Annotated in this window: 20 protein-coding genes; 9 read left to right on the forward strand and 11 right to left on the reverse strand. The window is 68.7% G+C overall.

Going from position 1 to position 24,759, the window contains the following annotated elements:
• Positions 1-15: 15 nt before the first annotated feature.
• The 4 genes from ACZ6YV_RS39745 to ACZ6YV_RS39760 all read right to left on the reverse strand — a co-directional run bounded on the left by ACZ6YV_RS39745 (position 16) and on the right by ACZ6YV_RS39760 (position 2,945).
• Complete coding sequence (locus ACZ6YV_RS39745; protein ID WP_465514550.1) at positions 16-579, reverse strand: hemerythrin domain-containing protein; 564 nt, start codon at positions 577-579, stop codon at positions 16-18.
• A gap of 58 nt (positions 580-637) precedes the next feature.
• Positions 638-922, reverse strand: coding sequence for a DUF6766 family protein (locus ACZ6YV_RS39750; RefSeq protein ID WP_465514551.1), 285 nt, complete (start codon positions 920-922; stop codon positions 638-640).
• 135 nt (positions 923-1,057) lie between these two features.
• Complete coding sequence (locus tag ACZ6YV_RS39755) at positions 1,058-1,672, reverse strand: flavodoxin family protein (RefSeq protein WP_465514552.1); 615 nt, start codon at positions 1,670-1,672, stop codon at positions 1,058-1,060.
• Between the two features lie 184 nt (positions 1,673-1,856).
• The gene (locus ACZ6YV_RS39760) at positions 1,857-2,945 is read right to left on the reverse strand and encodes a carboxylate-amine ligase (protein WP_465514553.1); all 1,089 of its coding nucleotides are present in this window, start codon (positions 2,943-2,945) and stop codon (positions 1,857-1,859) included.
• A 70-nt stretch (positions 2,946-3,015) separates the two neighbouring features.
• Between ACZ6YV_RS39760 and ACZ6YV_RS39765 the strand changes: the two genes are divergently transcribed.
• A complete protein-coding gene (locus tag ACZ6YV_RS39765; RefSeq protein WP_465514554.1) occupies positions 3,016-3,375 on the forward strand; it encodes a hypothetical protein in 360 nt (119 codons plus the stop codon).
• Between the two features lie 9 nt (positions 3,376-3,384).
• Here ACZ6YV_RS39765 and ACZ6YV_RS39770 read toward each other — a convergent pair whose 3' ends face one another.
• Positions 3,385-4,215, reverse strand: coding sequence for a universal stress protein (locus ACZ6YV_RS39770; RefSeq protein ID WP_465514555.1), 831 nt, complete (start codon positions 4,213-4,215; stop codon positions 3,385-3,387).
• A 244-nt stretch (positions 4,216-4,459) separates the two neighbouring features.
• On the opposite strand from ACZ6YV_RS39770, the gene ACZ6YV_RS39775 reads away from it, so the two are divergent.
• Positions 4,460-4,753, forward strand: a complete 294-nt coding sequence (locus ACZ6YV_RS39775; protein ID WP_465514556.1) for an STAS domain-containing protein — start codon at positions 4,460-4,462, stop codon at positions 4,751-4,753.
• 16 nt (positions 4,754-4,769) lie between these two features.
• Here the strand turns inward: ACZ6YV_RS39775 and ACZ6YV_RS39780 are convergent, their stop codons facing one another.
• From ACZ6YV_RS39780 to ACZ6YV_RS39795, 4 genes are all read right to left on the reverse strand, one after another.
• On the reverse strand, positions 4,770-6,017 hold the full coding sequence (locus ACZ6YV_RS39780) for a PucR family transcriptional regulator (RefSeq protein WP_465514557.1): 1,248 nt from the start codon (positions 6,015-6,017) through the stop codon (positions 4,770-4,772).
• 27 nt (positions 6,018-6,044) lie between these two features.
• The gene (locus ACZ6YV_RS39785; RefSeq protein ID WP_465514558.1) at positions 6,045-6,392 is read right to left on the reverse strand and encodes an STAS domain-containing protein; all 348 of its coding nucleotides are present in this window, start codon (positions 6,390-6,392) and stop codon (positions 6,045-6,047) included.
• A gap of 220 nt (positions 6,393-6,612) precedes the next feature.
• Positions 6,613-8,799, reverse strand: coding sequence for an ATP-binding protein (locus ACZ6YV_RS39790; RefSeq protein ID WP_465514559.1), 2,187 nt, complete (start codon positions 8,797-8,799; stop codon positions 6,613-6,615).
• Between the two features lie 194 nt (positions 8,800-8,993).
• Positions 8,994-9,152: a hypothetical protein gene (locus ACZ6YV_RS39795; RefSeq protein WP_465514560.1), complete on the reverse strand. Its 159-nt coding sequence runs from the start codon at positions 9,150-9,152 to the stop codon at positions 8,994-8,996.
• A 263-nt stretch (positions 9,153-9,415) separates the two neighbouring features.
• Between ACZ6YV_RS39795 and ACZ6YV_RS39800 the strand changes: the two genes are divergently transcribed.
• Positions 9,416-10,405 (forward strand): hypothetical protein, encoded by a 990-nt coding sequence (locus ACZ6YV_RS39800; protein ID WP_465514561.1) that lies wholly within the window; start codon positions 9,416-9,418, stop codon positions 10,403-10,405.
• 10 nt (positions 10,406-10,415) lie between these two features.
• Here the strand turns inward: ACZ6YV_RS39800 and ACZ6YV_RS39805 are convergent, their stop codons facing one another.
• The gene (locus ACZ6YV_RS39805) at positions 10,416-13,121 is read right to left on the reverse strand and encodes a hypothetical protein (protein WP_465514562.1); all 2,706 of its coding nucleotides are present in this window, start codon (positions 13,119-13,121) and stop codon (positions 10,416-10,418) included.
• Between the two features lie 265 nt (positions 13,122-13,386).
• On the opposite strand from ACZ6YV_RS39805, the gene shbA reads away from it, so the two are divergent.
• Positions 13,387-14,040 carry an RNA polymerase sigma factor ShbA gene (shbA, locus tag ACZ6YV_RS39810; RefSeq protein ID WP_465514608.1) on the forward strand — a complete coding sequence of 218 codons (654 nt, stop codon included), beginning with the start codon at positions 13,387-13,389 and terminating at the stop codon, positions 14,038-14,040.
• Between the two features lie 41 nt (positions 14,041-14,081).
• Here the strand turns inward: shbA and ACZ6YV_RS39815 are convergent, their stop codons facing one another.
• A complete protein-coding gene (locus ACZ6YV_RS39815; protein ID WP_465514563.1) occupies positions 14,082-15,017 on the reverse strand; it encodes an SEFIR domain-containing protein in 936 nt (311 codons plus the stop codon).
• A 244-nt stretch (positions 15,018-15,261) separates the two neighbouring features.
• Here ACZ6YV_RS39815 and ACZ6YV_RS39820 point away from each other — a divergent pair, with 244 nt between their 5' ends.
• Genes ACZ6YV_RS39820 through ACZ6YV_RS39840 form a run of 5 tightly spaced genes read left to right on the forward strand, consistent with a single transcriptional unit; the run spans position 15,262 to position 24,708 of the window.
• Positions 15,262-15,855 carry a toll/interleukin-1 receptor domain-containing protein gene (locus tag ACZ6YV_RS39820; RefSeq protein ID WP_465514564.1) on the forward strand — a complete coding sequence of 198 codons (594 nt, stop codon included), beginning with the start codon at positions 15,262-15,264 and terminating at the stop codon, positions 15,853-15,855.
• A gap of 2 nt (positions 15,856-15,857) precedes the next feature.
• Positions 15,858-17,489 carry a tyrosine-protein kinase family protein gene (locus ACZ6YV_RS39825; RefSeq protein ID WP_465514565.1) on the forward strand — a complete coding sequence of 544 codons (1,632 nt, stop codon included), beginning with the start codon at positions 15,858-15,860 and terminating at the stop codon, positions 17,487-17,489.
• A 24-nt stretch (positions 17,490-17,513) separates the two neighbouring features.
• Complete coding sequence (locus ACZ6YV_RS39830; protein ID WP_465514566.1) at positions 17,514-18,152, forward strand: hypothetical protein; 639 nt, start codon at positions 17,514-17,516, stop codon at positions 18,150-18,152.
• Entirely contained in the window at positions 18,152-21,238 is a 3,087-nt protein-coding gene (locus tag ACZ6YV_RS39835; protein WP_465514567.1) for an ATP-binding protein, read from the forward strand. The genes ACZ6YV_RS39830 and ACZ6YV_RS39835 overlap by 1 nt, the downstream gene beginning before the upstream one ends.
• Positions 21,239-21,291: 53 nt before the next feature.
• On the forward strand, positions 21,292-24,708 hold the full coding sequence (locus ACZ6YV_RS39840; RefSeq protein WP_465514568.1) for a hypothetical protein: 3,417 nt from the start codon (positions 21,292-21,294) through the stop codon (positions 24,706-24,708).
• Positions 24,709-24,759 lie beyond the last annotated feature (51 nt).

Consider the following 24,759-nt stretch of genomic DNA (forward strand, 5'->3'; position numbering starts at 1 on the left):
GGCCTTCACGGGAGATCAGGTGGCGCGGCCTTCCAGTGCGTCCCGGATCTTGTCGATGAACGCCGTTCCCGGCGCCAGGATCCGGTTCGCCGGCGGCTGGTCCGGAGCGGCGGGATGCGGCCGGGTCGGCGCGATCTCCTTGGCCCGCAACACCTGCTCGCCCAGCTCCCGCAGGTCTTCCGGTGAACAGGCCGCCTGCAGCTTCGGCAGCAGATCGCTTTCTTCCTCTTCGATGTGGTGCCGGACGTCCTCGATCAGCTTGCCGACCAGCTCGTCGAACCGTTTGTCCTTCGGTTCCAGGCCGATGAGGTCGCTCATCACCCGCTCGGCTTCGGCGTGTTCCTCAAGCTCGTGGCCGACGACGTCGTCGCCGTCGGGAAGGTGCTTCCGCGCCGCGGGGTACATGTGCTGTTCCTCCGCCACCGAATGCCGGACGAGTTCGGCGATCACGTGGTCCACGAGGTCCTTGCGGTGCCGGTCACCGCCCTTGCCGGACTCGAGTTCCTTGAAGATCCGTTCGAAGGCGCGGTGATCCTCGGTGATCACCGAGACGAGGTCGTGTTTCGTGGTGGTGGTCATGGACGACTCCTGTCCTCGACATCAGTTCGACATCCCCCGAGTACCCGCCGTCCGCGGTTCAATCACCCGGATTCGGCGGTGGCCCGATGCGGTGCGCCAACGGGTTCGGTTCCGGGGAACCACGCTGGCGCAGGTACACGCTGAACACCGCCATGGAACCGATGGCGAGGAATTCCGATTGCCGGTTTTCGGCGACGTCGACGGCGAAAGCCGCGGAGGTCAGGTAGTCGAGCCGCCCGTCGTTGTAGTCGGCCAGACCGGACAGCGCCTGTCCCACGAGACTCAGCAGGAACAGCAGACCGAGGCCCAGCGAGAGGCCGTTGTCCCGAAGAAAGCGTCGCATCATCCGCCCCCTCACCGGCGCAACAGGCCCAGTAGGACGCAACAGCCGAGGACGGCCACGACGAACCTCGCAGTCGTAGACCTCCGGTACAGCCGGTGAGCAGCTGGCAAGCACCGAATACCAGCGCCTTGACGATCATGACGCGGGGTACTGGTTCTCCCGCAACAGATTCGCCAGGTGGACGGCGTTGGCCGCGAGAGTCGAATTCGTTGATTCGACCGCTTCCGGCGTTTCTTCGAGGTCGTTGTAGTCGCCGCCTTTCATCGCCTCACCGTTCCAGTAGGTCCCGCCCTGGGCCGGCACCGTGAAGCCGATGTCGTTGAGGGCCTGGAACAGGTCCGCGGTGATCTTGTGCGCGCCGTCCTCGTTGCCGACCACGGCGGTGACGCCGATCTTGCCGAACGTCGTGGGCCTGCCTTCGCCGTCCGTTTCGGACAGTTCGGCGTCGAGCCGTTCCAGGACGCGCTGGGCCACACTGGACATGTGGCCGACCCAGGTGGGGGTCGAGATCAGCAGGATGTCGGCGGCGTGGATCTTGCGTCGGATCTCGGGCCAGGCGTCGCCATCGCCCATGTCGGCGTCCACGCCGGGTTTGACGTCGTGGTCGACCACGCGCACGAGTTCGCCGGTGGCGCCGTGCTCGGCCAGCTTGTCGAGCAGCTGCCGGGCGATCAGCGCGCTGCTCGAAGGTGCTGGTGACGGTTTCAGCGAGCACACCAGTGCGAGGGCTTTCAACGGCTGCTTGGTCATGCCGGCGGGCTACCCGGACGGTGAGCCGGGGAAACCGCGTTCGCTCGCTCGTGAACGCCGGTGTAGATCCCTCGCCAGTGGGTAACCGGAGGGCAACGGCCGGTGCAGCGAGGTTGTACGTCCGCCGGCCGTGAGGTGGACCGGCGCGGGCAGCCCCGGCGAAGCAGGGACGTCGGCGCGTCGGTCACCGCTTCCAAGGGCGTTCGGCCAGCAGGTCCACGACGTCTTCCGCGCGTTGTCGTTTCTCGAACCGCGCCCGTTGGCGGTCGGCCCCGCAGCCTCCGGCGGCCAGCCGGGCGCAGCCGTCGCGGACGAAATCGAGGTCGCCGGTCTCTTCGAGGGCACCGGCCGCGAAGCTGACGACGTCGTCGAGCACGTCGGTCGCCGGGGCGAGGTCACCGGTCCGGAAATGCGGGCAGCGCCCGGAGAACCCTTCCCGCGACGCACGCCAGATCTGCGCCCGCAGAACCTCGTTGGACAGCTTCGCGGGGCTTCCCGTCGAGCCGAGGATGGTGCCGGCCAGTCCTCGGATCAGCATCGCGAACAGAACCGCTTCGCCGGGAGTGGCCGCGACGTCGGCGAACCGGAACTCCACGGTCGGCTGCTTCTCGGAAAGCCTTACGTCCCAATAGATCATCGCCCGATCGAGGATGGCGCCCGCACGGAGCCAGCCTTCTACAACGCTTTCGTAGTGGTCCAGCGAGGTGAACAGTGGCGGCGAACCGGCCGAAGGCCAGCGGCTCCACTGCTGGTAGCGCCAGCTCGCGTACCCGGTGTCGTAGCCGTCGCAGATCGCGGAATTGGCGGTCATGGTCAGCAGCACGGGCAGGAAGGGCCGGACGTGATCGATCACCCGGATCCCGGTTTCCCGGTCGGGGATGGCTATGTGGACGTGACAGCCGCAGGTGTGCGACGTCCGCGCGGTCGCCCCGAAATGCTCGGCCATCCGCTCGTACCGCGGATTCGGCGTGATGGCCGGCAAAGTCGTTTCCGCGGACGGCGGGCAGCCGCCGGGCAGCAGGCGGCAATCCCGCCGGGTGGCGGCCAGGGCCAGCTCACCCCGCAGCGTTGTCAGCTGGCGCTCGGCCTCGTCGTGTGTCGTGCAGATGCCGGTGGCCGATTCTGCCTGGGAGCGGGTGAGTTCCTGCTGGAGTTCGCCTTGCTCCTCGTCCGCGGCGTCGACGACGGCGTCGCCCGCCGAGGAAAGGTGCCCGTCCCGGTCCACCACGAAGAACTCTTCCTCGACCCCGAAGGTGAGCACGTTGTCGTTCACAACCGCTGATACCCCCGCTTCTTCGGGCACAAACTGGGTTTCGCAGGTCGAGGACGGGGTACTTCGGGGCATGAGACCGAAGCCGGAAGAGCCGTCGTACCTGCTGGCCGCGCAGGCCGGAAGCGTCGTGCGCCGCCTGTACCGCCGGATGCGGGACGACGAGCCGACCTCGCCCGCCGACCTCCGCCGGACCATCGGGGCGTTGCAGCAACTCGCCGACGACCTCGCTCATGTCCTGCCGGGTTTGCAGGGACAGCTCGAAGAAAGCCTGCTGGCGGGCCAGGTCGGCGCGGGTGACACGGCAACGGAGGCTTGGGCCAAGGTCGCCGACGTCGGTCACTCGCTCGCCGAGGCCCGCGAGGGCGGTCTGCTGATGGCCGCGGAGCTGCGCGCTTCGCAGCGGATGCTCGGAGAACTGGCTTCCCCGTGATATTCGCCGTCAGCTGACCGGCTGCGCGCGGACCACCGCCACGGGGCAGTGCGCGTGGTGCAGCGCGTCGTCGCTGATCGAACCCAGCAGCAGACGCCGGAGATCCCCGTGATCGCTCCGGCCGAGGACCAGCAGCGCGGCCTCGCTGGACTGCACGGTCAACGCCTGCGCGGCGGGCCCCACTCCGTGCACCGTCTCCACGGCGACGTCCGGATAGCGCTCCTGCCACGGCTTGAGCTGCCTGGCGACGAGTTCGTCGGCGATCTCTTGGGGGAGACCAGGCGCCGGATCCAGTACCGGCCCGCCGAGCAGAGGTTCGCTCGCGGGACCCCAGATCGGCATCCGCGCGACGTGGACCGCGTGCACGGTGAGGCCGTGACGTGCCGCGAAGTCGAACGCGAAGCCCGCCGCCTGCGCGCTCTGCTCCGAGCCGTCGGTCCCGAGGATCACCGGTCCGCCCGGGGGCGGCTCCTCCCCGCGGACGACCACGACCGGACGTCCGGCGGTCTTGGTCACGCCGGATTCCGTCGAGCCGAGGACGGCCCTGGTGAACAACCCGGTGTGGGATTCGCCCAGCACGATCATCGCCGCGTCCGCCTCGTCGGCGACCGTGGTCAGGACCTGGTCCGGAGTGCCGTCACGGACGACCGTGCGGACGTCGAGAGCGGGGTCGGAGCGTTCCAAAGCCTCCGTCATCGAAGCGAGCTGTTCGCGTGCGTGCTCCACTTCGGCGGCCTCGTCGGCGTACACGAGGACCAGGCCGAGGCCGCGTGCTTTCGCTTCGGCGGCCGCCCAGCGCACGGCGCGACGGGCTTCCGGCGATCCATCGAAACCGGTCACGACCGGTCCCGGGCGAGTGCGTCCGGCGGACATGGGGCATCACCTCCGACTTGTCGGTGATACCCGCTTTCGGGGGTCTTCAAGCCACCGATGTTCCCCGGCCGGTTTCGTGGCACCCCGTGCCGGGGTACTTCCACATATGACTTCCCTGTCGACGCCCCGCGCGCTTGACAAGAAGCGCGCCTTCTCAGCGTCCTCCGAACATCGGGCGCTCGAAGAGCCACGGGGACGTCTCCAACTGCATGTGAGCAGGCCGACCACGGGGACCGCCGTCGTCAAGGTGAACGGCGAGGTCGACCTCGGTACCGGGCCCCGGTTGTGGGACATGCTGAGCCAGCGGCTCCACGGCCGCGGCGCCACCTTGATCGTCAACCTGTCCGAACTCGACTTCTTCGGCGCGACGGGCATCCGGGTGCTCGAACGGGCGCAGTTGCTGGCCGACGACACGGGCACGCTCTTGTTCATCTTCCCCGGCGAGTGCCATTCCGCCCGCCGGATGCTCGACCTCTACGACGGTGAAGGCCTGCACGTCCTGTAGCTGCCCTGGTGAAACGTCACAAGGGGCGGCCGTGGGCGGCGCGGGCCGAAAGGGCCGCGTTCAGCAAGGCGATGTGTTCGAGCCGGGTCGGATCCAGCCCGGTGAGATCGGCGATCCGGCGCAGCCGGTAGTCGACGGTGTTGGGATGGACGTGCAGGGCGGCGGCGGTCTGCCGTCGCCCGCCACGGCGGAGGAAGGTCTCCAGTGTCTGCAGGAGTTCTTCGTTGCCGTCCAGGGGCGCCAGCCGGGTGGCCAGCCGGTCGAGGGCCGGACCGGGACGGGAAAGCTGGTATTCGAGCAGGACGTCGTCGAGCCGGTAGAGCCCGGGCGGCCGCCCGGATCCGGCGGCGACCGCGAGCACGTCCTGCGCGAGCCTCGCCGCGGCGGGCACGCCGGACGGTTCGGCCGCGGCGGTCCCGGCGATGACCTCCGCGCCCGCCGTGCGGGCGACGTCGGCGAGGACCCGCTCCAGTCGTGCCCAGTCGCGTGTGGACAGTTCGTCGGCCGCGGTTTCGTGCGGCAGCAAGGCGATACCGCCCTCGGGGGTGAACGAGGTCAACACCGTGCCCCGGATCTGCCGCTCCAGTTCGACCCGGAGCCGCCGGAGTTTCCGGCGGCCGGCGACCAGCGGGTCGACCCCGTTGGCCTCCTCGTCCGGATGTGCCCCGACCGACGCCGCGAGGACGATGTAGCACGGCGGCAGGCGCAGGCCCGCCTGCCCGGCCGCGACGTCCGCGGGGTCGCCGTCGAGCAGGGCGGAAAGCACCGTGTGCCGAGCCGAACGCTCGTCGTCGAACATCGTCTGCCGCTCGTCGAGGTAACCCGCGCCGACCGCGGGGGTGACCACCTCGAGGTAACGCAGGGTCAGCGCGTTGACGGCCAGGACGTCGGCGACCTCCTCCGGGCGCGCGTCCGGGGTCAGCGACGCCCAGACCACCTGGATACCGATGTGGTACGCGGTGAGCACGATGTCGATCGGGATGCCCTCTTCCGCGCGCCGGGCGGCCGATTCGCGGAGGAAGTCGAGTTCCTCCTGCGACGGCGTCGCCCCGGTGCGGAGGGTGTCGATGAACGACCGCAGGTTCTGCTCGATCACGTGCGTGATGTCGCCGCTGAGCTCCTCGGCGGGGAGCAGGCCGTACTCCGGGATTCTGGAGACGATCTCGGACAGGACCGTCTTCGCGAGCGACGGCAGGACCTCGGTCAGTCGTTGCGCCAGTGGACGTCCGCCGAAGCGGAACCCCGGATCCTTGTCACCCGTCACAACCGCCCATCATGACAGCCGTGCTGGTCAGCGTACGAGCGCGTCCCGTGCTGAATCGAGGGTCGGGTGCACGGTGAAGACGGAGTCGAGGCCGAGCAGCGACATCGGGCGCAGCAGGGCCCGCTCCTGGGTGACGATGATGAACGGGACACCCGATTCTTCGGCCTTCGCGCGGATCTGCACGAGGGCGGTGAAACCGGACGAATCGCAGAAGCTCACCGCGGACAGGTCCGCGATCAGCGCCGCGGGGGTGAACCTGAGTTCTTCTTCCAGAGCCTGCCGCAGGCCGTCCGACACGGCGAGATCGATTTCACCGGATACGGTGACGACCGTCTCGGTGGCGGACGTGGTGATCGAGATGTCCAGCGGGGACACGAATCTCCGTGCCGAGCGGGGCGGATCAGAAGCGTGAGCGCGGTAGTCGGTCAAGTTTGACTCCTTGCCGGTACGAGGGACCGGCTGCTGCCCGGTGGACATGCCGGACCCGTGAGAAGGGACCCGGCGGCTGGTGTCTGAACCGCGACGGGAACAACCGTAGCAGCCCCGCGACCCGACTCGCCGGATGAGCGGTGCCCGGCTGGTCACGGGCCCGTCATCACGTGCGCGCCAGGCGTGCCCTGGTCTCGCCGACCATGACCTCATCGAGGTCGGGGTGGATTTCGTCGGCTCGATCCCACAGTTCGTCCGCCAGCGCGGCGGAGCCTTCAGCCGCCGCGACATTGCCGAGGCCGGTGTAAGCGCGCGCGGTTTCGTAGTGGCTGCCGCAGGCTTCGGCGCGGTCCGCGGCGGCACGATAGGCCTGGGCGGCGAGGTCGTGACGCTCCGCGTGGTACCAGGCCCAGCCGATGCAGTTGAGCGCCATCGCGGCGTCGAGATCCAAGCCGAGTTCGTCGAAGACGGACAGCGTCTCGATGGCGAGCGCGGCGGCTTCGGCGGGCTGCCCGATCGCGGTCAGCACCAGCGCGATCCCGCGGCCGGTGATCGCGGCGTTGCGGCGGTTGCCGTCACGGGCGTAGAACGTGTGCGCCTGCCTGAGATCCCGGAGCGCGCCGTCGTGGTTGCCCCGGTAATGCTCGGCCCAGCCGCTGTGCGCCAGCGTCGTGGTTTCACCGTGACCGTCGCCGATACGCCGGAACAGCGCGAGCGCTTCGCCGTAACACTCCGACGCTTCGTCCAGGTCGCCGCGATCGACGTGCGCGACCCCCAGGTTGGCCGTGGTGGTGGCGAGCGCCCAGGTGTCCCCGATCGCCTCGGCGGACGCGCGCGCCCAGCGATGGGTCTCCAGCCAGGGATCCCAGAGCTTGGCCACGAAGAAGAAGTCGCGCAGGAAGAAGGCGAGCTGCCAGCACCTGTCGTGCTCGCCGCGTTCCCGCGCTGTCCTGCACAGGGCCACCAGGCTGGGCCATTCGGTGCGAAACCAGGACATCGCCATGTCGCTGTCGTCCAGCCGGGCCGGCTCCGGGGTTCCCCGGTCGAAAGTGATCTCCGGGACGAAGCGGTGCGGGGTGAGTTCCTTGTCGGCCTGAGCGGCACTGCGAACCGCGAATGCGGTGAGCCTGCTGAACGCTTTCATTCCGTCCTCCACGTCGGTGAGTACGAATTCGGTTGCGAACGCGCGCAACAGGTCATGGAATCCGTATCGGTCGGGTTCTGGTTGGGTGATCAAATGGGCTTCGTGCAGACGGTCCAGCAAACGATCGGTTTCCCGAAGCGAAAGCGCGCTCAGCGCACTCGCGGAATGGATGTCGACGTCGGTTCCGGGGTGGACGGTGAGCAGGCCGAAGAGTCTCGACTCGGCGGTGCTCAGTTGCTGTACGGACAGCCGGAACGCGGCGGCGAGGGTGCGCTCGCCGTCGTCCAGTTCACCCAGCCGAGCGGTTTCGTCGTCCAGGCGCCGGTCGAGTTCCGTGACGTCCCACGCCGGATGGGCGCGAAGTCTCGCCGCGGCGATCCGGATCGCGAGGGGGAGCCGGGCACAGCGCCGGACCACCCGGGTGACGGTGGCGTCGGCGGGAACACCGGTGACCGTGGTGAAAAGGTCCACCGCCGCGGCGAGCGGGAGCATGTCCAAGGAGACGTGTTCGGCGTCGTCGAGCGCGCTCAGCCTGGACCTGCTCGTGATCAGTACGCGGCATTTCGGCTCGGCGGGCAGCAGCGGGCGCACCTGGGCCGCGTTGACCGCGTTGTCGAACACCAAGAGAAGACTGCGGCCGCGAAGCCGGGACCGGTACAGCGCCGTGCGATCGGCCGGATCGGCGGGGATGCGGTCCGCCGGAACGCCGAGCACCCGCAACAACCTGTCGTGTACCTCGGTGGATTCGCCGGAGTCATGGCCGCGCAGGTCGATGAACAGGCAGCCGTCGGCGAATCCCGATTCCAGCCGGTGTGCGCACCGGACCGCGAGTTCCGTCTTTCCGACGCCGCCCATGCCGGACACGACGCAGACACCGCCGTCGGCTTCGAGCGCGGTGCGGATCGCTCGCAACTCGTCGGCCCGGCCCGTGAAGGAGGGTGTCGCCGGCGGTAGCCCGGACGGCCGGACGTCCGGCCGTCCCCGGCGCCGCACGGGTTCGCCCGGAAGCAGCGGGGCCAGTTCTCCTTCCGCGCCGAGTTCGGTTTCGCACAAAGCGGCGAGTGCCGGATTCGGCGCGGAAATCCCGGTCTCGACCTTGCTGAGATAACCCTTGCTGTAGTGGGTGCGAGCGGCGAGTTCGGCGAGTGAAAGGCCGGCCGCTTTGCGGCGACGTCTCAGTTCCGCTCCGAACGTGGCTCTCTCGTTCATCAGCACCCATCCTCGTCGGAGGATCAGTATGGCCGTGTGGACGGTGCCCCGGCAGTGGTTTCCGTCCGGCGGCCGGGTCCACGGACCCGGCCGCCGGCTGCGCGCGCGTTTCATGGTCGTCTTTCGTCCGTGTCCTCAGCCGAGCACGAAGCCGAGCAGGGCCAGGATCAGGCCGATGGCGTGGGTCTGCATGATCAGTCCACCTCCTTTCCGTGCGTGGCGACCACGGACTCGGCCGGGGTCGCGGGCGCGGTTCCCTGTGCGCAGCCGAGTGCCAGCCCGATGACGAGCGCGACCACCCACAGCCAGAAAGCCAGCCGTAAGAGCAGTGAAAGCGAGCACTCGACCTTCATTCCGACTCCTTCGAAGTACGTCTGGGCAGCACTGGGCAACGCGGGAAAACCGCTGGTGGGGGTGCTATTCGCCGCGAATTGCGGCGGCTCACCAAGAATGCGTCGCCGGTCGGGGAGCGACAAGGAGTTTCCTGTTTCCCGTATGGGTGGGAAAGGAAAACCCAAAATAACGATCGGCGATACACAGCCGCGCGCGGCTGGACACGAGCGGCCGGGCTGACGACTATTGACCACCGTGTTCGGACCATTTAGGGGAGGACTGCGTGACCGTGAGTGCTGTGGACCTGGCCGGCGAATTGAAGGTGCTTCGACGGGGCAGGGGACTCGCGGCGCCGCAGCTCGCCGAACGGGCCGGTCCCGCGCTGCGCGCGGTTTGCGGTACGGCCGAAGAAGACGAAAACGCGGAGATTCGGAGAAGGCTGACCGACTGCCTGTCCGAGTGGACTCGTTCGCTGCCCGATGACCTGCAGACCGCCGTGCTGGCCGCGTTCGGGCTGCACCCGGAGGCGGGGAACCCCTTCTACCAGGATCGGGTGCGCTGGCTGGCCAAATACCTGCAGCGTGACGACCGGACAGCGCGCCGCCGTATCGACGAAGGAATGGATCGGCTCGCCGAGGTCGCCGTGGCGTCCACAAACGAATCCGACGAGGCGGAAAAGACCCGGCCCAGCAGGAGATGGCACACCGAGGAGCTGCGGGTCACGCTGGCGCTCGATCAGCCGATTCCGGAGGCTTTCGAATTCCGCCGGATCGTCGCGGACGCCGACGACATCTCCGAACTGGATCTCGCCTTGACCCTGACCGACTCGGTCTATCGAGGTGAAGCCATCGGCACCGACGATCTCCGGGTCGACGTGTTCCACGGCGGGCGGCTGGCGGGGCGAGCGATGGAGTCCACTGATCGCGTCGGGCTGGCGTTACGCTTGCCCCAACCGCTTCGGCGACACGGTAAGCACGAAATCGCCTTGCGGTTCAGAGCGGAGATCAGGCATCCGCACTTCGTGTGCGTCCCCCGGCATCCGGTCGAACTGTTCGACCTGCACGTCCGGTTCGCCTCGCCGATCCCGGCGGAAGTCGTGCAACTGGAGCGGGTCTTCCAGGACGACGCGAGTGACGAGGCGGCGCGAGGGTTCGTCCTGACGCCGGACGCCACCGGCGAGGTCCACGTCCAGTTCCGGGACCTGGCACCGGGTTTCGCTTACGGGGTGCGCTGGAGGGTGCCGGACCTCGGCTCGCACGGCTCGGCGAACTGACAGGCGCCACTCACGACCTACCTGACCGAAGCGCCCGCGGGGAAAGCCGGATCGCCCGTTTCGCCGCGATCGCCCTCGCCGACAGTTCGGTCGCGATGCCCGGAGCCGCGAGGATGGCGTCCGCGGCGCCGTCGACCAGTTCCCGGGCGCGCTGGTCGCGCCCACTGAAGGCCAGCGCGAGACCGAGGTCGAGCCTGCTCTCCAGGGTTTCCGGATGGGACAGGCCCAGGAGCCGGATCTGTGGCCGGAGGATCTCTTCGAGAAGATCCGCCTGGCGGCCGAACTCGCGCAACTGCCCGTGGGCCTGGGCCATGCCGTGCCTGATCCGGTAAAGCAAGGGGTGCTCGCCGCCGAGAACGCGGAGCACGGTCCGCTCGGTCGCGCTCAGCGCACGCAGGGCCTGCTCCGGTTGCCCCAGTATCAGCAGCGCTCGATCGGCCATGGCCGCGACGAACAAGGCCTGTGGGCTCTCCGCGCCGTAGCGTCTTTCCAGCTCATGCAGGTCCGGATCCGCGCCAAGGTCTCGCAGATCGAGCTTGACCGTCGCCTCGGCTCGCAGCAATTCGGCTTCGGCGCACCGCGGGTGCCGCTCCCGTCCGTTCGCGTGAAAGGCCGCAGCCACCTCGGCCGCGGCTTGGCCCGCCTGCCTCGGATGGTCGTCGAGCAGCAGGGCGCGCGCGTATTCCAGCAGCGCCGAGGACAGGAGGTCGTCGCGCAGGGGGCCAGGTGGCGCGTCGCGGAGCGCCGGCAGGATCGCGTCGAGCGTGGCGACGGACTCCCGAGGACGGCCGCGGAGGCGCAGCGCCTGCGCACTCGCCACGACCGCGGGCAACCGGTCTTCCCGCCGGCCCGGGAACCGGCCGTCGTACTTGTGCCAGAACACCCGATCACCGGCGTCGTAGTCGCCTTGACAGTCGAAGGCCTGTGCGGCGATCAGTTCGGCCGCGTACCGCTCGCCGTCGGTGCCCGCCAGCAGCAGCGCGCGCCGGGCGTGCCCCTCGGCCTCCGGGTAGAGCCCGCAGGCGATCTCCACGCGCGCCGCCGTCGCGAAGTCAGTGCTCGTGGCCCCCTCGGTGGCCAAGATCATGGCGTGGACCTCGCCCGCGGCCAAGGGATCACCGTACTTTTCGTGCGTGGCCGCGATCGGGCGCAGCAGCCGGATCCGGTGCGGTGCGGCGGTGTGTTCGGAGAGACACCGAGCATGCTGGAGGAGGAAATCCCGGTATTCGACGATTTCGTCGGAGAGAAGCCTTAGCAAGGCTTTCGCCGCGGATTCGGCCAGGTCGCCCGTCTCGGGTCCGGCCTTGGCCACTTCGGCCACGAGCGGCTGAAGCCGCAGCCCGCCGTCGACACGGGAGACGAAACCCCGTTCCGCCAGCTCGTCGACGGCATCGGTGAGATCATCTTCGACGGCGAATCCGAGAACATCACGGGCGAACTCGACCGGAAACGGGACCGGGGCCAGCAGACCGCCCAGCCGGACGATTCCGGCCGCGACCGGGCCGCAGCCCGCCAGCAGGTCACGGATCGCTCGCGGCGCGGTGTCCGGGCAGGTGGCGAAGGCGAGATCGTCGAGCCGTCCCGGCCAGTGCCGGGCGGCCGAAGCGGCGGCGCGAAGCGTGATCGGATGCCCGCCGCAGCGGTCGACGAGACGGAGCACCGCGTCCCGTTCGGCGTCGTCGGCCGGCGCGCGGTACTCGCCGAACAGCCGGAGCCCTTCGTTCGGCGGCAACCCGGTGAGGTCCAGCGCCTCGACGTCCCATGGAGAACGTCCCACCCGGCCGGTGAGGACCGTGGACACTTCGGGAGCGGGGAGCAGCAGCCGGTCAAGGACGTTCGAGGGGAGCCCTGCCGGAACGTCGTCGATGAGGACGAGGACCCGGCGCCCGGCCGCGGTGAGCTTCGCGGCGACGTGGTCGCGCAATCGGTCGAAGTCCATTCCGGACAGGTCAGCGCCCAGCCGTTGCCCGGCCACTCGGGCCAACGCGAGATGGAACTGGGGAAGCATCTCTTCGGGCGCGTGGTGCCCGAACGGGCCCAGCCGCAGGACACCGCCGTCGAAGGTGTCATGGAAGAGATGGGCGTACTGCTCCGCCAACGCGGTCTTGCCCACGCCCGGCAGGCCTCGCACCATCAGGACCGACCGGATGCGCAGACCATTGTGGACAGTCCAGAGCTCCCGGTACCGCCCGGTGATCCGTGTCGGGGGCCGTCGTTCTCGCGTCCGGTTCCCGGCGCCGAGAGGCCGGTCGGCGTCGGCCACTTTGCGCAGGACTCGCTCGACCAGGCTGGGCAGGGTGCGCGGGGTGACCGGACCGGTGAAGAACGCCGCGTCGGCCAGTTCCCCGGGTGCGATGTGCCTGCCGTCGGCTTCCGGGTTGATGGCGAGCACGCGGTCGGCCGGATCGCCATGACGCGTGGCGGCGGCGAAAGCGGCGGTCAGTGCCCATCGGCTGGCAGGGAGGGAAGGGAGGACACGGGAGTAGTACACGAGCACGACACGCGATCCGGCGATCACGTCGGCGAGTTCGCGGGTGACCGGCGCGAACTCGTCGGTGACGGCGCCAAGGAACACGCGAAGCCCCGCGTCGCGAAGTGCCGCTTCGATCTCGGCCATCCGCGCCGTGCCGTCAGGATCGGCTCGGGTGAAACACAAGAAGACATCGAAGCGATCGGTGTTGTGGGCATCGGACAGGCCAGGGTCGGGATCCGTCATCTGCGCTCTCCCAGTGGTCGTGTCGGTTCGCCTGCGCAAGGATCGATCCAGGAAACGATTTCGCTACCGGTGATCGCGCCGGAACGAAAACTGTCCTTGTTCTGCCGGGTATTTCGGCAACGGACAGAACCAGGACAAGAAACCCCGGGCCGCAACGCCACCGCCGCGTCTTCCGATTACCGGGCATTCGGACCGTGAACGCCCGGGAGAGAACATGGGAACCGCCACCAGCACCGCGAGCGAGGCGAAGGGCACGGTCGATCCGATGTCGACCGTCCACACTCGCCCGATCGGCGATGAAATCAAGGGCTACAGCACTTTGGGGGCCGCGACGCGCCCGTCGGGGCGGCTGACCAAAGAGGTGCTCGACCCGCTTGTCCTGGCGGCGAAGACCGGTGACCCGGACGCGGTCCACGCGTTACTGGCCGTCGTCAAGCCGGTCCTGGTGCGCTATTGCCGCGCGAGGATGGGCGGCCGCGACCTTTCCTACCTGTCGGCCGACGACGTCGCGCAGGAAGTGTGCCTCGCGGTCTTCAAAATGCTGCCGGGGTACGAGGACCGAGGCGGTTCGTTCCTCTATCTCGTGCGGGCGATCGCGGCCAACAAGGTCGCCGACGCCTTCCGGATGGTGTCCCGTGACCGATCCGACCCCGTGGCCGAGCTGCCGGAGGCCGGATCGGTCCGCAACGAGCCGGAGAACCACGTGCTCGGCGTCGACCTCGGCGCGCGGCTCGGCAGGCTCGTCGCCAAGCTCCCGAGGGTGCAGCGTGAGGTGCTCGCCCTGCGGATCGTCGTCGGACTGACGGCCACCGAGACCGCGGCCGCGCTCGGGCTGACACCGGGGAACGTGCGGGTCAAGCAACATCGGGGGTTGGTGAAGCTCCGCGAACTGATGCAGGAGGAGGCCGACGACTTCTGAGCCGCCCGCGCGCCGGGCTCGGGAGTCATTCCAGGACTGAATCACTCCAAGACAGGGTCGCCCCAGGCCAGTTCCGGCAGCCACATGGTGTCCGTGGTGCCCGGACGGTGGAACTCCAGCCGGAGCGTCAGCACACCGGTGACGCCGATATCGATCTTGGCCGGTTTCCCCAGCGCCACCTTGACTTCGGGGGACGGTCTCCCGTCGAGGAGCACCCGGAAGTGTCCTACCTGGAAGGGCTCGGCGGCGTCGTCGAGGACGCCGGCCACCGCGGTCAGCCTCCGATAGGCCATTCCGAGGTCCACTTCGACGAAGCCGAGCCGGTCCGCCGCTCGCAGGACGACGCTGTCCGCATAGTGCACGTCGTTGATCCGCGCGCCCTCCGTCCGGACGTGGGTGCTGCACGCCCGCCATTCCAGGCCTGTCGCCAGTGAGGTCCGGCGAGGACCGGAAGCGCTCACCGCGCCTCCGCGCCACTGCCCGCGTTCGGGACGCTGGTGCCGCGCCCTGCCGGTGATCGCGGCCAGCAAGTCCTCCACGCCCTCCTCGGTGAACGACTCGACCGGGTACCTCGTGGTGGAGAACGGGTTGAGGAAGTTCGGGATGTCCTCGACGGACTGCTGGGGGAACACGACCGGGAGCACTCGTTTGATCTCACCGCCGAGATCCCGGGTCAGCCGATCGCGGATCCGGGCCGCTTCGAACTGTGATCCCCGTCCTTCGTCGAATGCCGCCGTTCCCTCGGCGCGGCGTTTGTACTCGGGGGAAACGACGACCACCACGAAATTCGCCGTGTCGAGGTGCTTCAACGCCCACAACGACCAGTCACGGCGTTCGTCGTCGTCCCATTGATCAAGGTGAACTTCGAGGCCGATCCGACTGTGCAGGAAATCCGCGAAGAGGCGGACCCGCTCCTTGTGTTCCGGTGAATCATGTGCGTAAGTGACGAACACGTGCGGCGCCTCGTTGTCGGGCATCGAAACTCCTGTCTGGTGGAAGGGAACCGGCCGTCCCGGTGGTCGCATTCTTGACGCTCGCATGGCCGGTCGCACTCATTGTCGAGTGCTTGTCCTCTTTCTGTCTCTTCCGGACTCGCCGATGTCCAGGACGGTCCCGTGCGCGCCGCCGTGTCCATGTTTTGTCGTGTTTTTGGACCTTTTTCGGAGGTGTCGCAGGCCCCTACTATCGGGGCTGTCAAGCGGATCGGGGTGCGAAGGGGCGATGGCGCTCGTGTACGAGTACGACGTGTTCATCAGCTATCGCCGAGGTGGAGGCGACGCTCCGGACTGGGTGCGGAATCACTTCCATCCTCGGCTTCAGCGACTTCTGGACGACAATGTCGACTATGACGTCAAGATATTTCTGGAGGACGACGTTCCTGTCGGGGGAAAGTGGCTGCAGGTGGTCCAAGACGTCTTACAGCGTGCTCGCATCCTGATCCCGATCTGTTCCCCGAAGTACTTTCGCGACGAGCGGTGCCTCGCCGAATGGCACACGATGGCGAAGCGAGAGGAAATCGTTGCCAGGGATGGTGCGGCGAGGATGGTCCGGTTGATCTACCCGGTGATCTTCAGTGACTCGGAAAATTTTCCCGGCTATGCCCACGAGCGTCATATGCACAGTTTCCGGAACTGGAACAAGCCGTATCCGCAATATCAGAACACCCCCGAGTACCTCGACTTCGGCGATGAGATGGGGCGGCTGGTCGAGAGACTGGTGGAGATCATCGCGCTAGCCCCGTCGTGGTCTCCCGCCTGGCCGGTCGAAACGCCGGCGCCCGAGCCGCGAAGGCCGTCGAAGCTGCCGAGGTTCTGACCATGCCGGGAACCGTGGTCACCTTCTACTCCTACAAGGGCGGCGTCGGGCGGAGCTTCACCTTGGCCAATATCGCCGTTCTCCTGGCACGGTGGGGATATCGGGTGTTGTGCCTGGACTGGGATCTCGAAGCGCCCGGTTTGGACACCTACTTCCGGCCGATGATGAGCACGCCTCCGTCGGGTGGCGTCGTGGACCTGATCGACGACTTCCGCGAGGGCAGGCTGTGCCCCGGTGCGCACACCACCCGGCTGACCGGGAAGGTGAAGCTCGACGTCATCACCGCCGGCCGGGCGGACGACACCTACGTCCGGCGGGTGCAGGATCTCGACTGGGAAGGCCTGTACGAACAGGGTTTCGGCGACTACCTCGAACAATGCCGGGAACAGTGGACGGCCGCCTACGACTACGTCCTCATCGACAGCCGAACGGGGATCTCCGACATCGGGGGTATCTGCACCGCCCAGCTTCCGGACCGGCTCGTCGTTCTCTTCACCGCGAACGTGCAGAGCATGAAGGGCGCTGTCGACATCGCCGCGCGTGCCAACGCCGCTCGCGACCGCATGCCCTACGACCGGCCGCAGTTGACCGTCCTCCCGGTGCTGTCCAGATTCGACGCCCGTGAGGAGTACGCGCGCTCGGAGGAGTGGCGGCGCATCTGTCTGGAAGAGACCAAGGACCTGTTTCGCAGCTGGCTCGATCGCGACGTCTCGCCCGACGTGATGTCGCGTCACCTGACGCTGCCTTACGTCTCGTTCTGGACCTTCGGCGAGCAGCTTCCGGTGATGACGGAGATCAGCCCGAGCACCGACCAGATCAGTTTCGCGCTGGAAACGGTCGCGGCGGTCGTCGCGCACGACTTCGACCGGACGGACCTGCTCGCCGAAAACCGGGACGCCTACGTCGCCGCCATCCGCGCGGAGAAACGCACGTTCACCTACGACGTCCGGGTCAGTACGACCAGAACGACGATGGATCTCGCCGACGACCTCAGGAAATACCTGATAGAGCTCGGCATCCGGCCGGTGCTGTCGTTGTCCGGAGAACGGTCGATGCTGGAAAAGACCGAGGACGACGCGAAGCATCTGTGCCTGATCGTCGACAGGGAAGTGAGCCGGTGGCAGTCGGCCGAGGTCGAGCTGTTCCTGCATCGCACCCTGGGGCAGGATCGCCGGGTCGTCCCGGTACTCACCGAGGGCACCTACGCGAACACGCTGCCGGGCTACGTCGGCAACCTGCGCTATCTCGAGTTCGGCCCGTCCCGCGGCCCGGTGGAGATCGCCCGGAACCTGGTGGACCAGCTCACCGGGACGACGGCGCTCGTCGAACCGGGTGAGCTCGACGTCGCCGGCGTGCTCCGGCAAGCCGCCCGCGCGCGACTGCGCCCGCTGATGTGGGGATTGGTGGACGAGATCGTCGCCGAACTCCAGGTCGCGATCGGCGCGGGGGAGCGGGAACGGGTCCAGGGCCTCGCCGAGGAGCTCATGTCGGCGACACGGGCCCGGGCGGCCGAAGTCGAGCAGAACCACCGCGCCGTGATCCCGCCCGGTACCCGCGCGGCGATCGACTGGGCGGTGCGGACCGCCGAGGCGCGGGTGACGCGCCACGGATTCAGCGGATTTCTCGATCAGTAACAACCAGGTACGGAAGGACCACGGATGACGGATCAATTGGGGCAGAAGCAGACCGCGGCGATGCTCGCGCTGATGGTGATCGCGCGTGAGGTGCCCAACCCGGAACTCCGGGAGATCGTGGGGTTCCCGCTCGACGGTGTGGATCGGACCAAGCTCAACAAGCTCGATCTGGTCGTCAGCGAGCGCAGCACCGTGCTCCGCGGCCGTCCCTACGTCCACGAGCTGACCGAGCGCGGCTGGGCTTGGTGCGAGGAAGAACTGAGCGTGGAGGAAGCGCCGTCGCCCCGGACCAGTCTGGGCAGCGCCTTGTACGTCCTGCTCAACGGACTCGGCAGACACCTCCGCAGGGAGAAGCTCCGGCTCGCCGACCTCTTCATGCCCGACGTCGAGCTGACGACCGAGGAGATCGAGACCCGGATCCGGATCGCCTACCGCAAGCTGTCCCGTACTCCCCGCGACTGGGTCGCACTTGTGGAGTTGAGGCCGATGCTCGGCGAAGCGTCCACTGTGGACGTCGATGCGGTGCTGAAGGAACTCAGCCGCTCGGGGCAGGCGCACTTGGTCCCGGAATCGAATCGCAAGGCGCTCACCGCCGCAGACCACGCCGCGGCGCTCCGCATCGGCGGTGAGGACAATCATCTGATCTCGATCGAGGCGCCGTGATGGATCAGCTGACCGCGCTCGCGGCCCTGCGCTTCGACTGGGCCGACACACCCGACCACGTATGGCGTGATTCGCCCTACCACGTCGACGGCCTGCACACCGGCGTCCTGACTCAGGTCAGCGCGGGGATCAGGGAAGCCGTCGCCAGTGACGGCCCGAGTCCTATAGGGCTGGTCCTCCAAGGGAAGAAGGGCGTCGGCAAGACACATCTGCTCGGCCTCGTCCGCAGGCAGGCGCACGAGGCCCGAGGCTACTTCTTCCTCAACGACCTCACGGCGGGCGACGCGTTCTGGGAGAACACCGCGGAGGCGATGCGCCGGGGACTTTCGCGACTCGACGGGTCCGGCGTTCCCCAGCTCACCAGCTTTCTTCGCAGAGTCTGCCTCCGCGCGAGTGTCGAGGACACGGTCACCAAGAAGATCCTGAACGGTCACGGCCTTTCGCGAGGCGATGTCGACTCGTTCGTCGACGCCCTGCGAACCCTCGATCGAGACGTCGCCAGAGAATGCGCTGATACAGCACGGGCTCTGGTGCTCTACGCGAACGAGGATCAGAACAAGAACTACGTCGGCGACGACTACCTCGGCGTGTTCCCGGAGTCGAAATCCGGGGACCGCCGCAAATGGGGGATCCGGTCGGATCCCAAATCCGCGGCGGTTCAGGTCAAGAACATGACGCGGCTGCTCGCGCTCACCGGCCCGATCGTGATCGCCGTCGACCAGCTCGACACTCTGGTAGCCCGTTCCACGGCCGTTTTCCAACAGGTGCGGAACAGCGACGAACAGGACCTGCTCGTCGCGCAGATCGCCGACGGATTGATGGGTCTGCGGGAGGTGACCAGGAGGACCATGACGGTGCTCGCCTGCCTGCCCAGCACGTGGGAGCTGATCAAGGAGAAGGCCACCGACACCGTCCCGGACCGCTTCCGTGAAGCCCTGATCCTCGGCCGCGTCACCGATGCCGAAGTCGGCAGGGCCTTGATCGAGAAACGGCTCGGCGTGGCCTACGAGGCGATGAAGTTCGTGCCGCCGCATCCCACCTGGCCGGTGTCGCCGTCCGCCTTCGAGGGGGACTGGGAGGAGATGTCGCCGCGGGACTTGCTGAAACGGGTCGGGGCGCATATCGACGCCTGCGTCCGCGCAGGCCGGGTCACCGAGTTGGCCACGTTCGGCGAGCACGTCGCGCATCAGGCCGTGGCACCCCGTCCGGTGGTGGCCGCCGACCGGTTCGCGGAACTGGACGCACGGTTCGAGGAACACCGCGCGACGGCGGATCCGGCGGCGCTGGTCGATCCGAAGAACGAAGACGACATGGTGCCCAGGCTGTTGTCGGCGGCGATCAGATGCTGGATCACCGAGGTCGGCGACGACAACCTGGAGTGGGTCTACGGCGCCCAGAGCGACCGGAACGAACTGCACGCTTGGCTCACCCGCACGGTGGACGAGGCGTCGGACCTGGAAGAGCACTGGGCGTTCCGTGCCATCGCGGCCCCGAACCCCATCGCCGCGCTGCACCGGTTCCGCAAGGCGCGGTCGGCGGCAGGGGTGCGCAAGGGCGCGGAGAATCGCCATCTCGTCCTGATCCGCAACCTGGCGTGGTCGAGAGGGGTCAAGACCCAAGCGGAGCTCAAGGCGTTCAAAAAGGAGGGTGGAAAGTCGCACGAACTGTCCGATGAGGACATCCGCACGTTCTGGGCGCTCGACAAGATGTTCGCCGAGGGAAGCCGGGAGTTCCACGAGTGGCTCGTCGACCGGCGCCCCGCCGGCCGGTCGGAACTGCTGTCGGCCATTCTTCCCGAGCCCGTTCTCCGGCCAGGACCCGGATCCGGTGAGGAGTCCTCGCCGCCCGCAGACGGGCAGATCACCCTCGGGACCGTGACGGGCAGCGGGGAACCGGTCAGGATCGAACTGGCCGCCTTGCGGAAACACGCCGCGGTCTTCGCGGGTTCCGGTTCCGGGAAAACGGTGCTGCTGCGGCGGATCGTGGAGGAGTGCGCGCTGCAGGGGGTTTCGGCGATCGTGCTGGACCCGAACAACGACCTCGCCCGGCTCGGCGACGCTTGGCCGGAGCAGCCCGAGGCGTGGGGGCCGGACGACGCTCAGCTCGCCAAGCGGTACCTGGCCGAGACCGACGTCGTCGTGTGGACGCCGGGACGGGCCGGTGGCAGGCCGCTCGCGTTCCAGCCGTTGCCCGATTTCGCGAGTGTCCTCGACGACGAGGACGAGTTCAACGCGGCCGTCGAGGTCGCGGTGGCCGCGCTCGCTCCCCAGGTGAAGCTGACCGGGAGCACGGCGAAGACCAGCGTCGGGCTCGCGGTGCTGCGGCAGGTCGTCGTGCACCACGCCTGTACCGGTTCCCGGAGCCTGCCGGAGCTGATCGGCGTGCTCGAAGACCTGCCCGACGGGGTGAGCACCTTGAACAACGGGAGGAAACTGGCGGCCGAGCTGGCCGAATTGCTGAAAGCCTCCATGGTCAACGACCCGCTCTTGGCGGGTGGTGGCGAGCCCGTCGACCCGGGGCTTCTGCTCGCTCCCGGGGAAGGCAAGCGAGCACGGGTCTCGGTCATCAGTTTCGTCGGGCTGCCTTCGGAAAAGCAGCGGCAGAACTTCGTCAACCAGCTCCAGATGGAGCTTTTCGCCTGGGCCAAGCGGAATCCGGCGGGTGACCGGCCGCTCGGCGCCCTCTTCGTCATGGACGAGGCGCAGATGCTCGCGGCCTCGGGCACGCTGACGGCGAGCACCCGCAGCACCATCGTTCTCGCCTCCCAGGCCCGGAAGTACGGCCTGGGGCTGCTGTTCGCCACGCAGGCACCGAAGGGCCTGCACAACCAGGTCGTCGGCAACGCGATGACGCAGTTCTTCGGCAGGCTCAACAGTCCGGCCCAGATCGCCGCGGCCAACGAGCTCGCCAGGGCCAAGGGCAGCCCCGTCGACGACATTTCGCGGCTGGAACGCGCCCAGTTCTACGTGTCGGGGGAGGCGTTCGGCTTCCAGCGGATCACCACTCCGTTGTGCCTCACCCACCATCCGGCCAGCCCGCTCACCGTCGAGGAGGTGCTCGCCCGCGCTCGCGACGAAGCCGAGTGAAACCGCAGCACGTACGCCCCGTCAACTTTGTTCGCAGGAAAGGATTTCGCACCATGGCAGGAATCTTCACCGTCCGTCCCGGTGACGGTCAGGACCGGATCCGGGGTCTCGACCGGAGTCTGGGTCAGGTGTTCGGAAAGGACCGGGTCCTCCGGTCCGGTGGCTCCGCGTCCGTCCTGGTGGTGCCGATCGGCGCCGAAGGCCTCGACGACCTCGAGGAGGAAGCCCGGCAGGAGATCGCCGAGGCCTTGCGGCTGGGGAAGAAGGTCGTCCCCGTGCTCGTCGAGGACGCCGACATGCCGGAGGAAAGCGAACTGCCGTCCGACCTCGCCGAATTCTCCCGTCTTCGCTACCGGCGGCTCGGTGGGCACACGACGGAGCAGGACATCGCGGGCCTGATCACCGAACTGATCCGGGTCGCCCCGGAACTGGGCATCGGTGTGGTCAAAGGGCTCGAAGACCTGCCGGAGTGGCTCGATTCCTGGCGGCACGAGACGCGTCCCGCGCTGCCCGGGACGCTCCCGGTGCTCGGCAGGGACCGGGAAGTGGACCGGTTGTGCGCGTGGTCGGACGCCGCGCCTTCGGTCCTCTCGGTGCACGCGGGCAGCCGGACCGAGGCGGCGGCGTTCGTGGCGACGGCGCTGGCGGCCTACCGGCCCGGTCTGCGAGCGGTCCGGGTGTCCAGCCAGGAAGGCTGGCGGCATTGCCGGAACCTGGACGCTCCTTTCGTCGCCGTGGTGGACGGTGCCGCGGTCGAGATGGTGGAGGGCGACACCGGCGGCGGCCATGTCGTCGTGGTGCGGAGCACGCCGGACCGGAACGGTGCCGATCTCCTGGTACTGCCCGGGATTCCCCGCGACGAGGCGGCCGAGGCGTTCGCCGCGGCCGGTGTCCCGCCCGCCGACGCGAACACCTACGCGGACCTCGCCCGGCGGAGTCTCGGCAGCCTGCGCCGCAAGCTCGCCGTCGCCGGTGATCTTCCGAAGTGGGTGAACCCGTTGGAGCGCGATCTCGCCGCGCCGCTCCTGCTGGTCGGCCGGTGGTCGGCGGGATCGCGGCACGATCTGGACGAGATCGCCGTGATCGCCGGGCGGGAGACCGAGGAGCTCACGCACTTCTTCGTCAGGTCCGAGGCGGGAGAAGACCCCTTCCTTGCCCGGTCGGGTGACCGGGTGCGGCTGGCGGATCCGCACGACGCCTGGGCGCTCCTCCACGGCCGCCTGAGCGCGCAGGATCTGCGGCGCTGGCACGAAGAGGCCGTCAAGGTGCTCACCGAGAGAGAGCCCGGACGGACGTGGTCGGCGGAGCTGAGGCACGGGCTGGCGCGGAGCGCGGCGCTGCTGGCCTCCGAGGGGGAGACGACGTTGTCCGGCGGCGTCACGGGCGCCGACCATGCCGCGCGGCTCGTCCGTGAACTGCTCGGGCGAGCCAACGATGACGCGGACGGGGTGCTTTGGCGGTCGCTCGCCGATGTGCTGCCCTTGCTCGCCGAAGCCGCTCCCCAAGAGTTCCTCGGTGCCGTCGATCGCGCGCTGACCTGCGACCCGTCGCCGCTGAGCGACACGTCCGACGGTCTCACGGCGGCGTTGGAAACGGTCAGCTGGTCCGACGACGCGTTGCCGATGGTCGTCTCGCTGATGGCCGAGCTGACGCGGCCGGGGCGGGGGACGGGCGATCAGCCGCTCGAATCGCTGATCACCCTCGTGCAGCCGTGGCGCCCGTATCTCGATCTGCCCGGCGGGCAGCGGACGGATCTGGTCAAGGCGATCGGCCGTCGCTCCCCGGAAGCGGGCTGGCGGCTGGCTCTCGCGCTGCTGCGCGGCCCGGGAGGACACCTTCTCGCGAGTCCGCGGCGGCCCCAGGTCCGGCTCGAATGGACGATCCCGGCACCGCCGGTGGCCGTCGACGGCGGGCCGGAATTCGGGGACGGGCTGGTCACCTCGGCGCTGGCCGCGCTGGGGGAGCGGCCTCACCGGTGGTGCGAGTTCTTCGAGCAGCTGCCCGAGCTGAACACCGCACAGTGGGACCGCGTGGTGGAGGCCCTCACGAGGCTGGACACCGACAGGCTCACGGGGGACGAACGTCTCCGCCTGTGGGACCGGCTCACCGGCTTGACCGCCGAGCATCGTCACTACGCGGGCGCCGGCTGGACGCTGCCGGAAGAACTGCTGCAATGGCTGGAATCCTGCGCCGAGATGATCGAGCCCGTGGTCAATCCGGGGCGGCACGGCCTGTTGTTCGGCCGGAATCCGTATCTGGACGGCGGCGACTCCCTCGATCCGGAGGAGCGTGAAGCCGAGATCGATCGCCTTCGCCGCGACGCCGTCGGCGGCGTCCTGCGCGAGCATGGTGCCGCAGGGCTGAGCGCCCTCGCCGCCGAGAGCACCCGGCCCAGGCTGGTCGGAGTCGTCGCGGCGGAGGTGGCCGCGGACGACCTGCAGGAAGACGCGCTCGCGGAACTGGGCCGCGAGGACTGGGCGTCCGGCTGGGCGGGCGAAATGGCGCGGTCGCAGGGCGAGGAATGGCGGCAGGAGGTCGCGACGCAGCTCAAGGGACAGGACAGGCTGGTCGACTTCCTCCTGGCGATGCCCGTGGAGCACGCGCTGGCGCTCTTCGATTCCGCCGACGAGGCTGTCCTCGAAAGCTTCTGGGCGCACGTCGGCCCGTGGCCGCTTCCCGAGGGGCAGGAGTCGTCCTTCGTCACGCAGCTCGCGCGGCGGCGGCCGTGGACCGCGGTCAGGGCGCTCGCACTGGGCGTATGCGCGGCCGAACCGCCGCCGCTGCCCGCGTCCCTGGTCGAAGAGGTGCTGCTCCAGGCGTCCGCCGGCGGTGTCGAGCAGCCCGATCGCAAGGCCGTCGTGGGGGTGGGCCCGCTGCTGGACCACCTGGTCGAGGCCGGGGGATCGGACGTCGGGGTCGCGCGGCTGGAGCTGCGGTTCCACGCGGCGCTCAAACACCGCCGGAACCCCCGGAGCCTCCAGCGGATTCTCGCCGAGGACCCCGGCGCGTTCGCCGAGCTCTGCACCCGGATCCATCCCGGGGACGACGACACCCCGAGTGTGGAACTGGTCAACGCGTGGCTCGTGATCTTCGAGACGCGCACCATGCCGGGTGGTACCGCCTCCGGCCTCGACGGCGCCGCGCTCAAAGCCTGGGTTTCGCGCGCCCGCGCCGAGTTCGCCGAGCGTGGCCGGGCCGAGTTCGGTGACCGGGCGATCGGCACCGTGCTGGCGAGCGGATCACCCGTGCCGGACGGTGGCTGGCCGCCGGAGCCGGTCCGGGACGTCCTCGACGTCGCCGACGGCGGGCACCTGCGGGAAGGCTTCGCCCTCGGCCTGACCGTGCAGGACGGCGACTCGCGGGAGCTCGCGGAGCGTCATCGTGGCTGGGCCCGGCGGATCAACGTCGGCTGGCCGCGCGTCGCCACGCTCCTGCGTGAGCACGCCGATGACCTGACCCGGCGCGGATAGCGGCCGACATGGCCCGTGTGGAGGGGCCGAACGGCTCCTCCACACGGAGCG

The organism is Amycolatopsis sp. NPDC102522, from assembly GCF_055584485.1.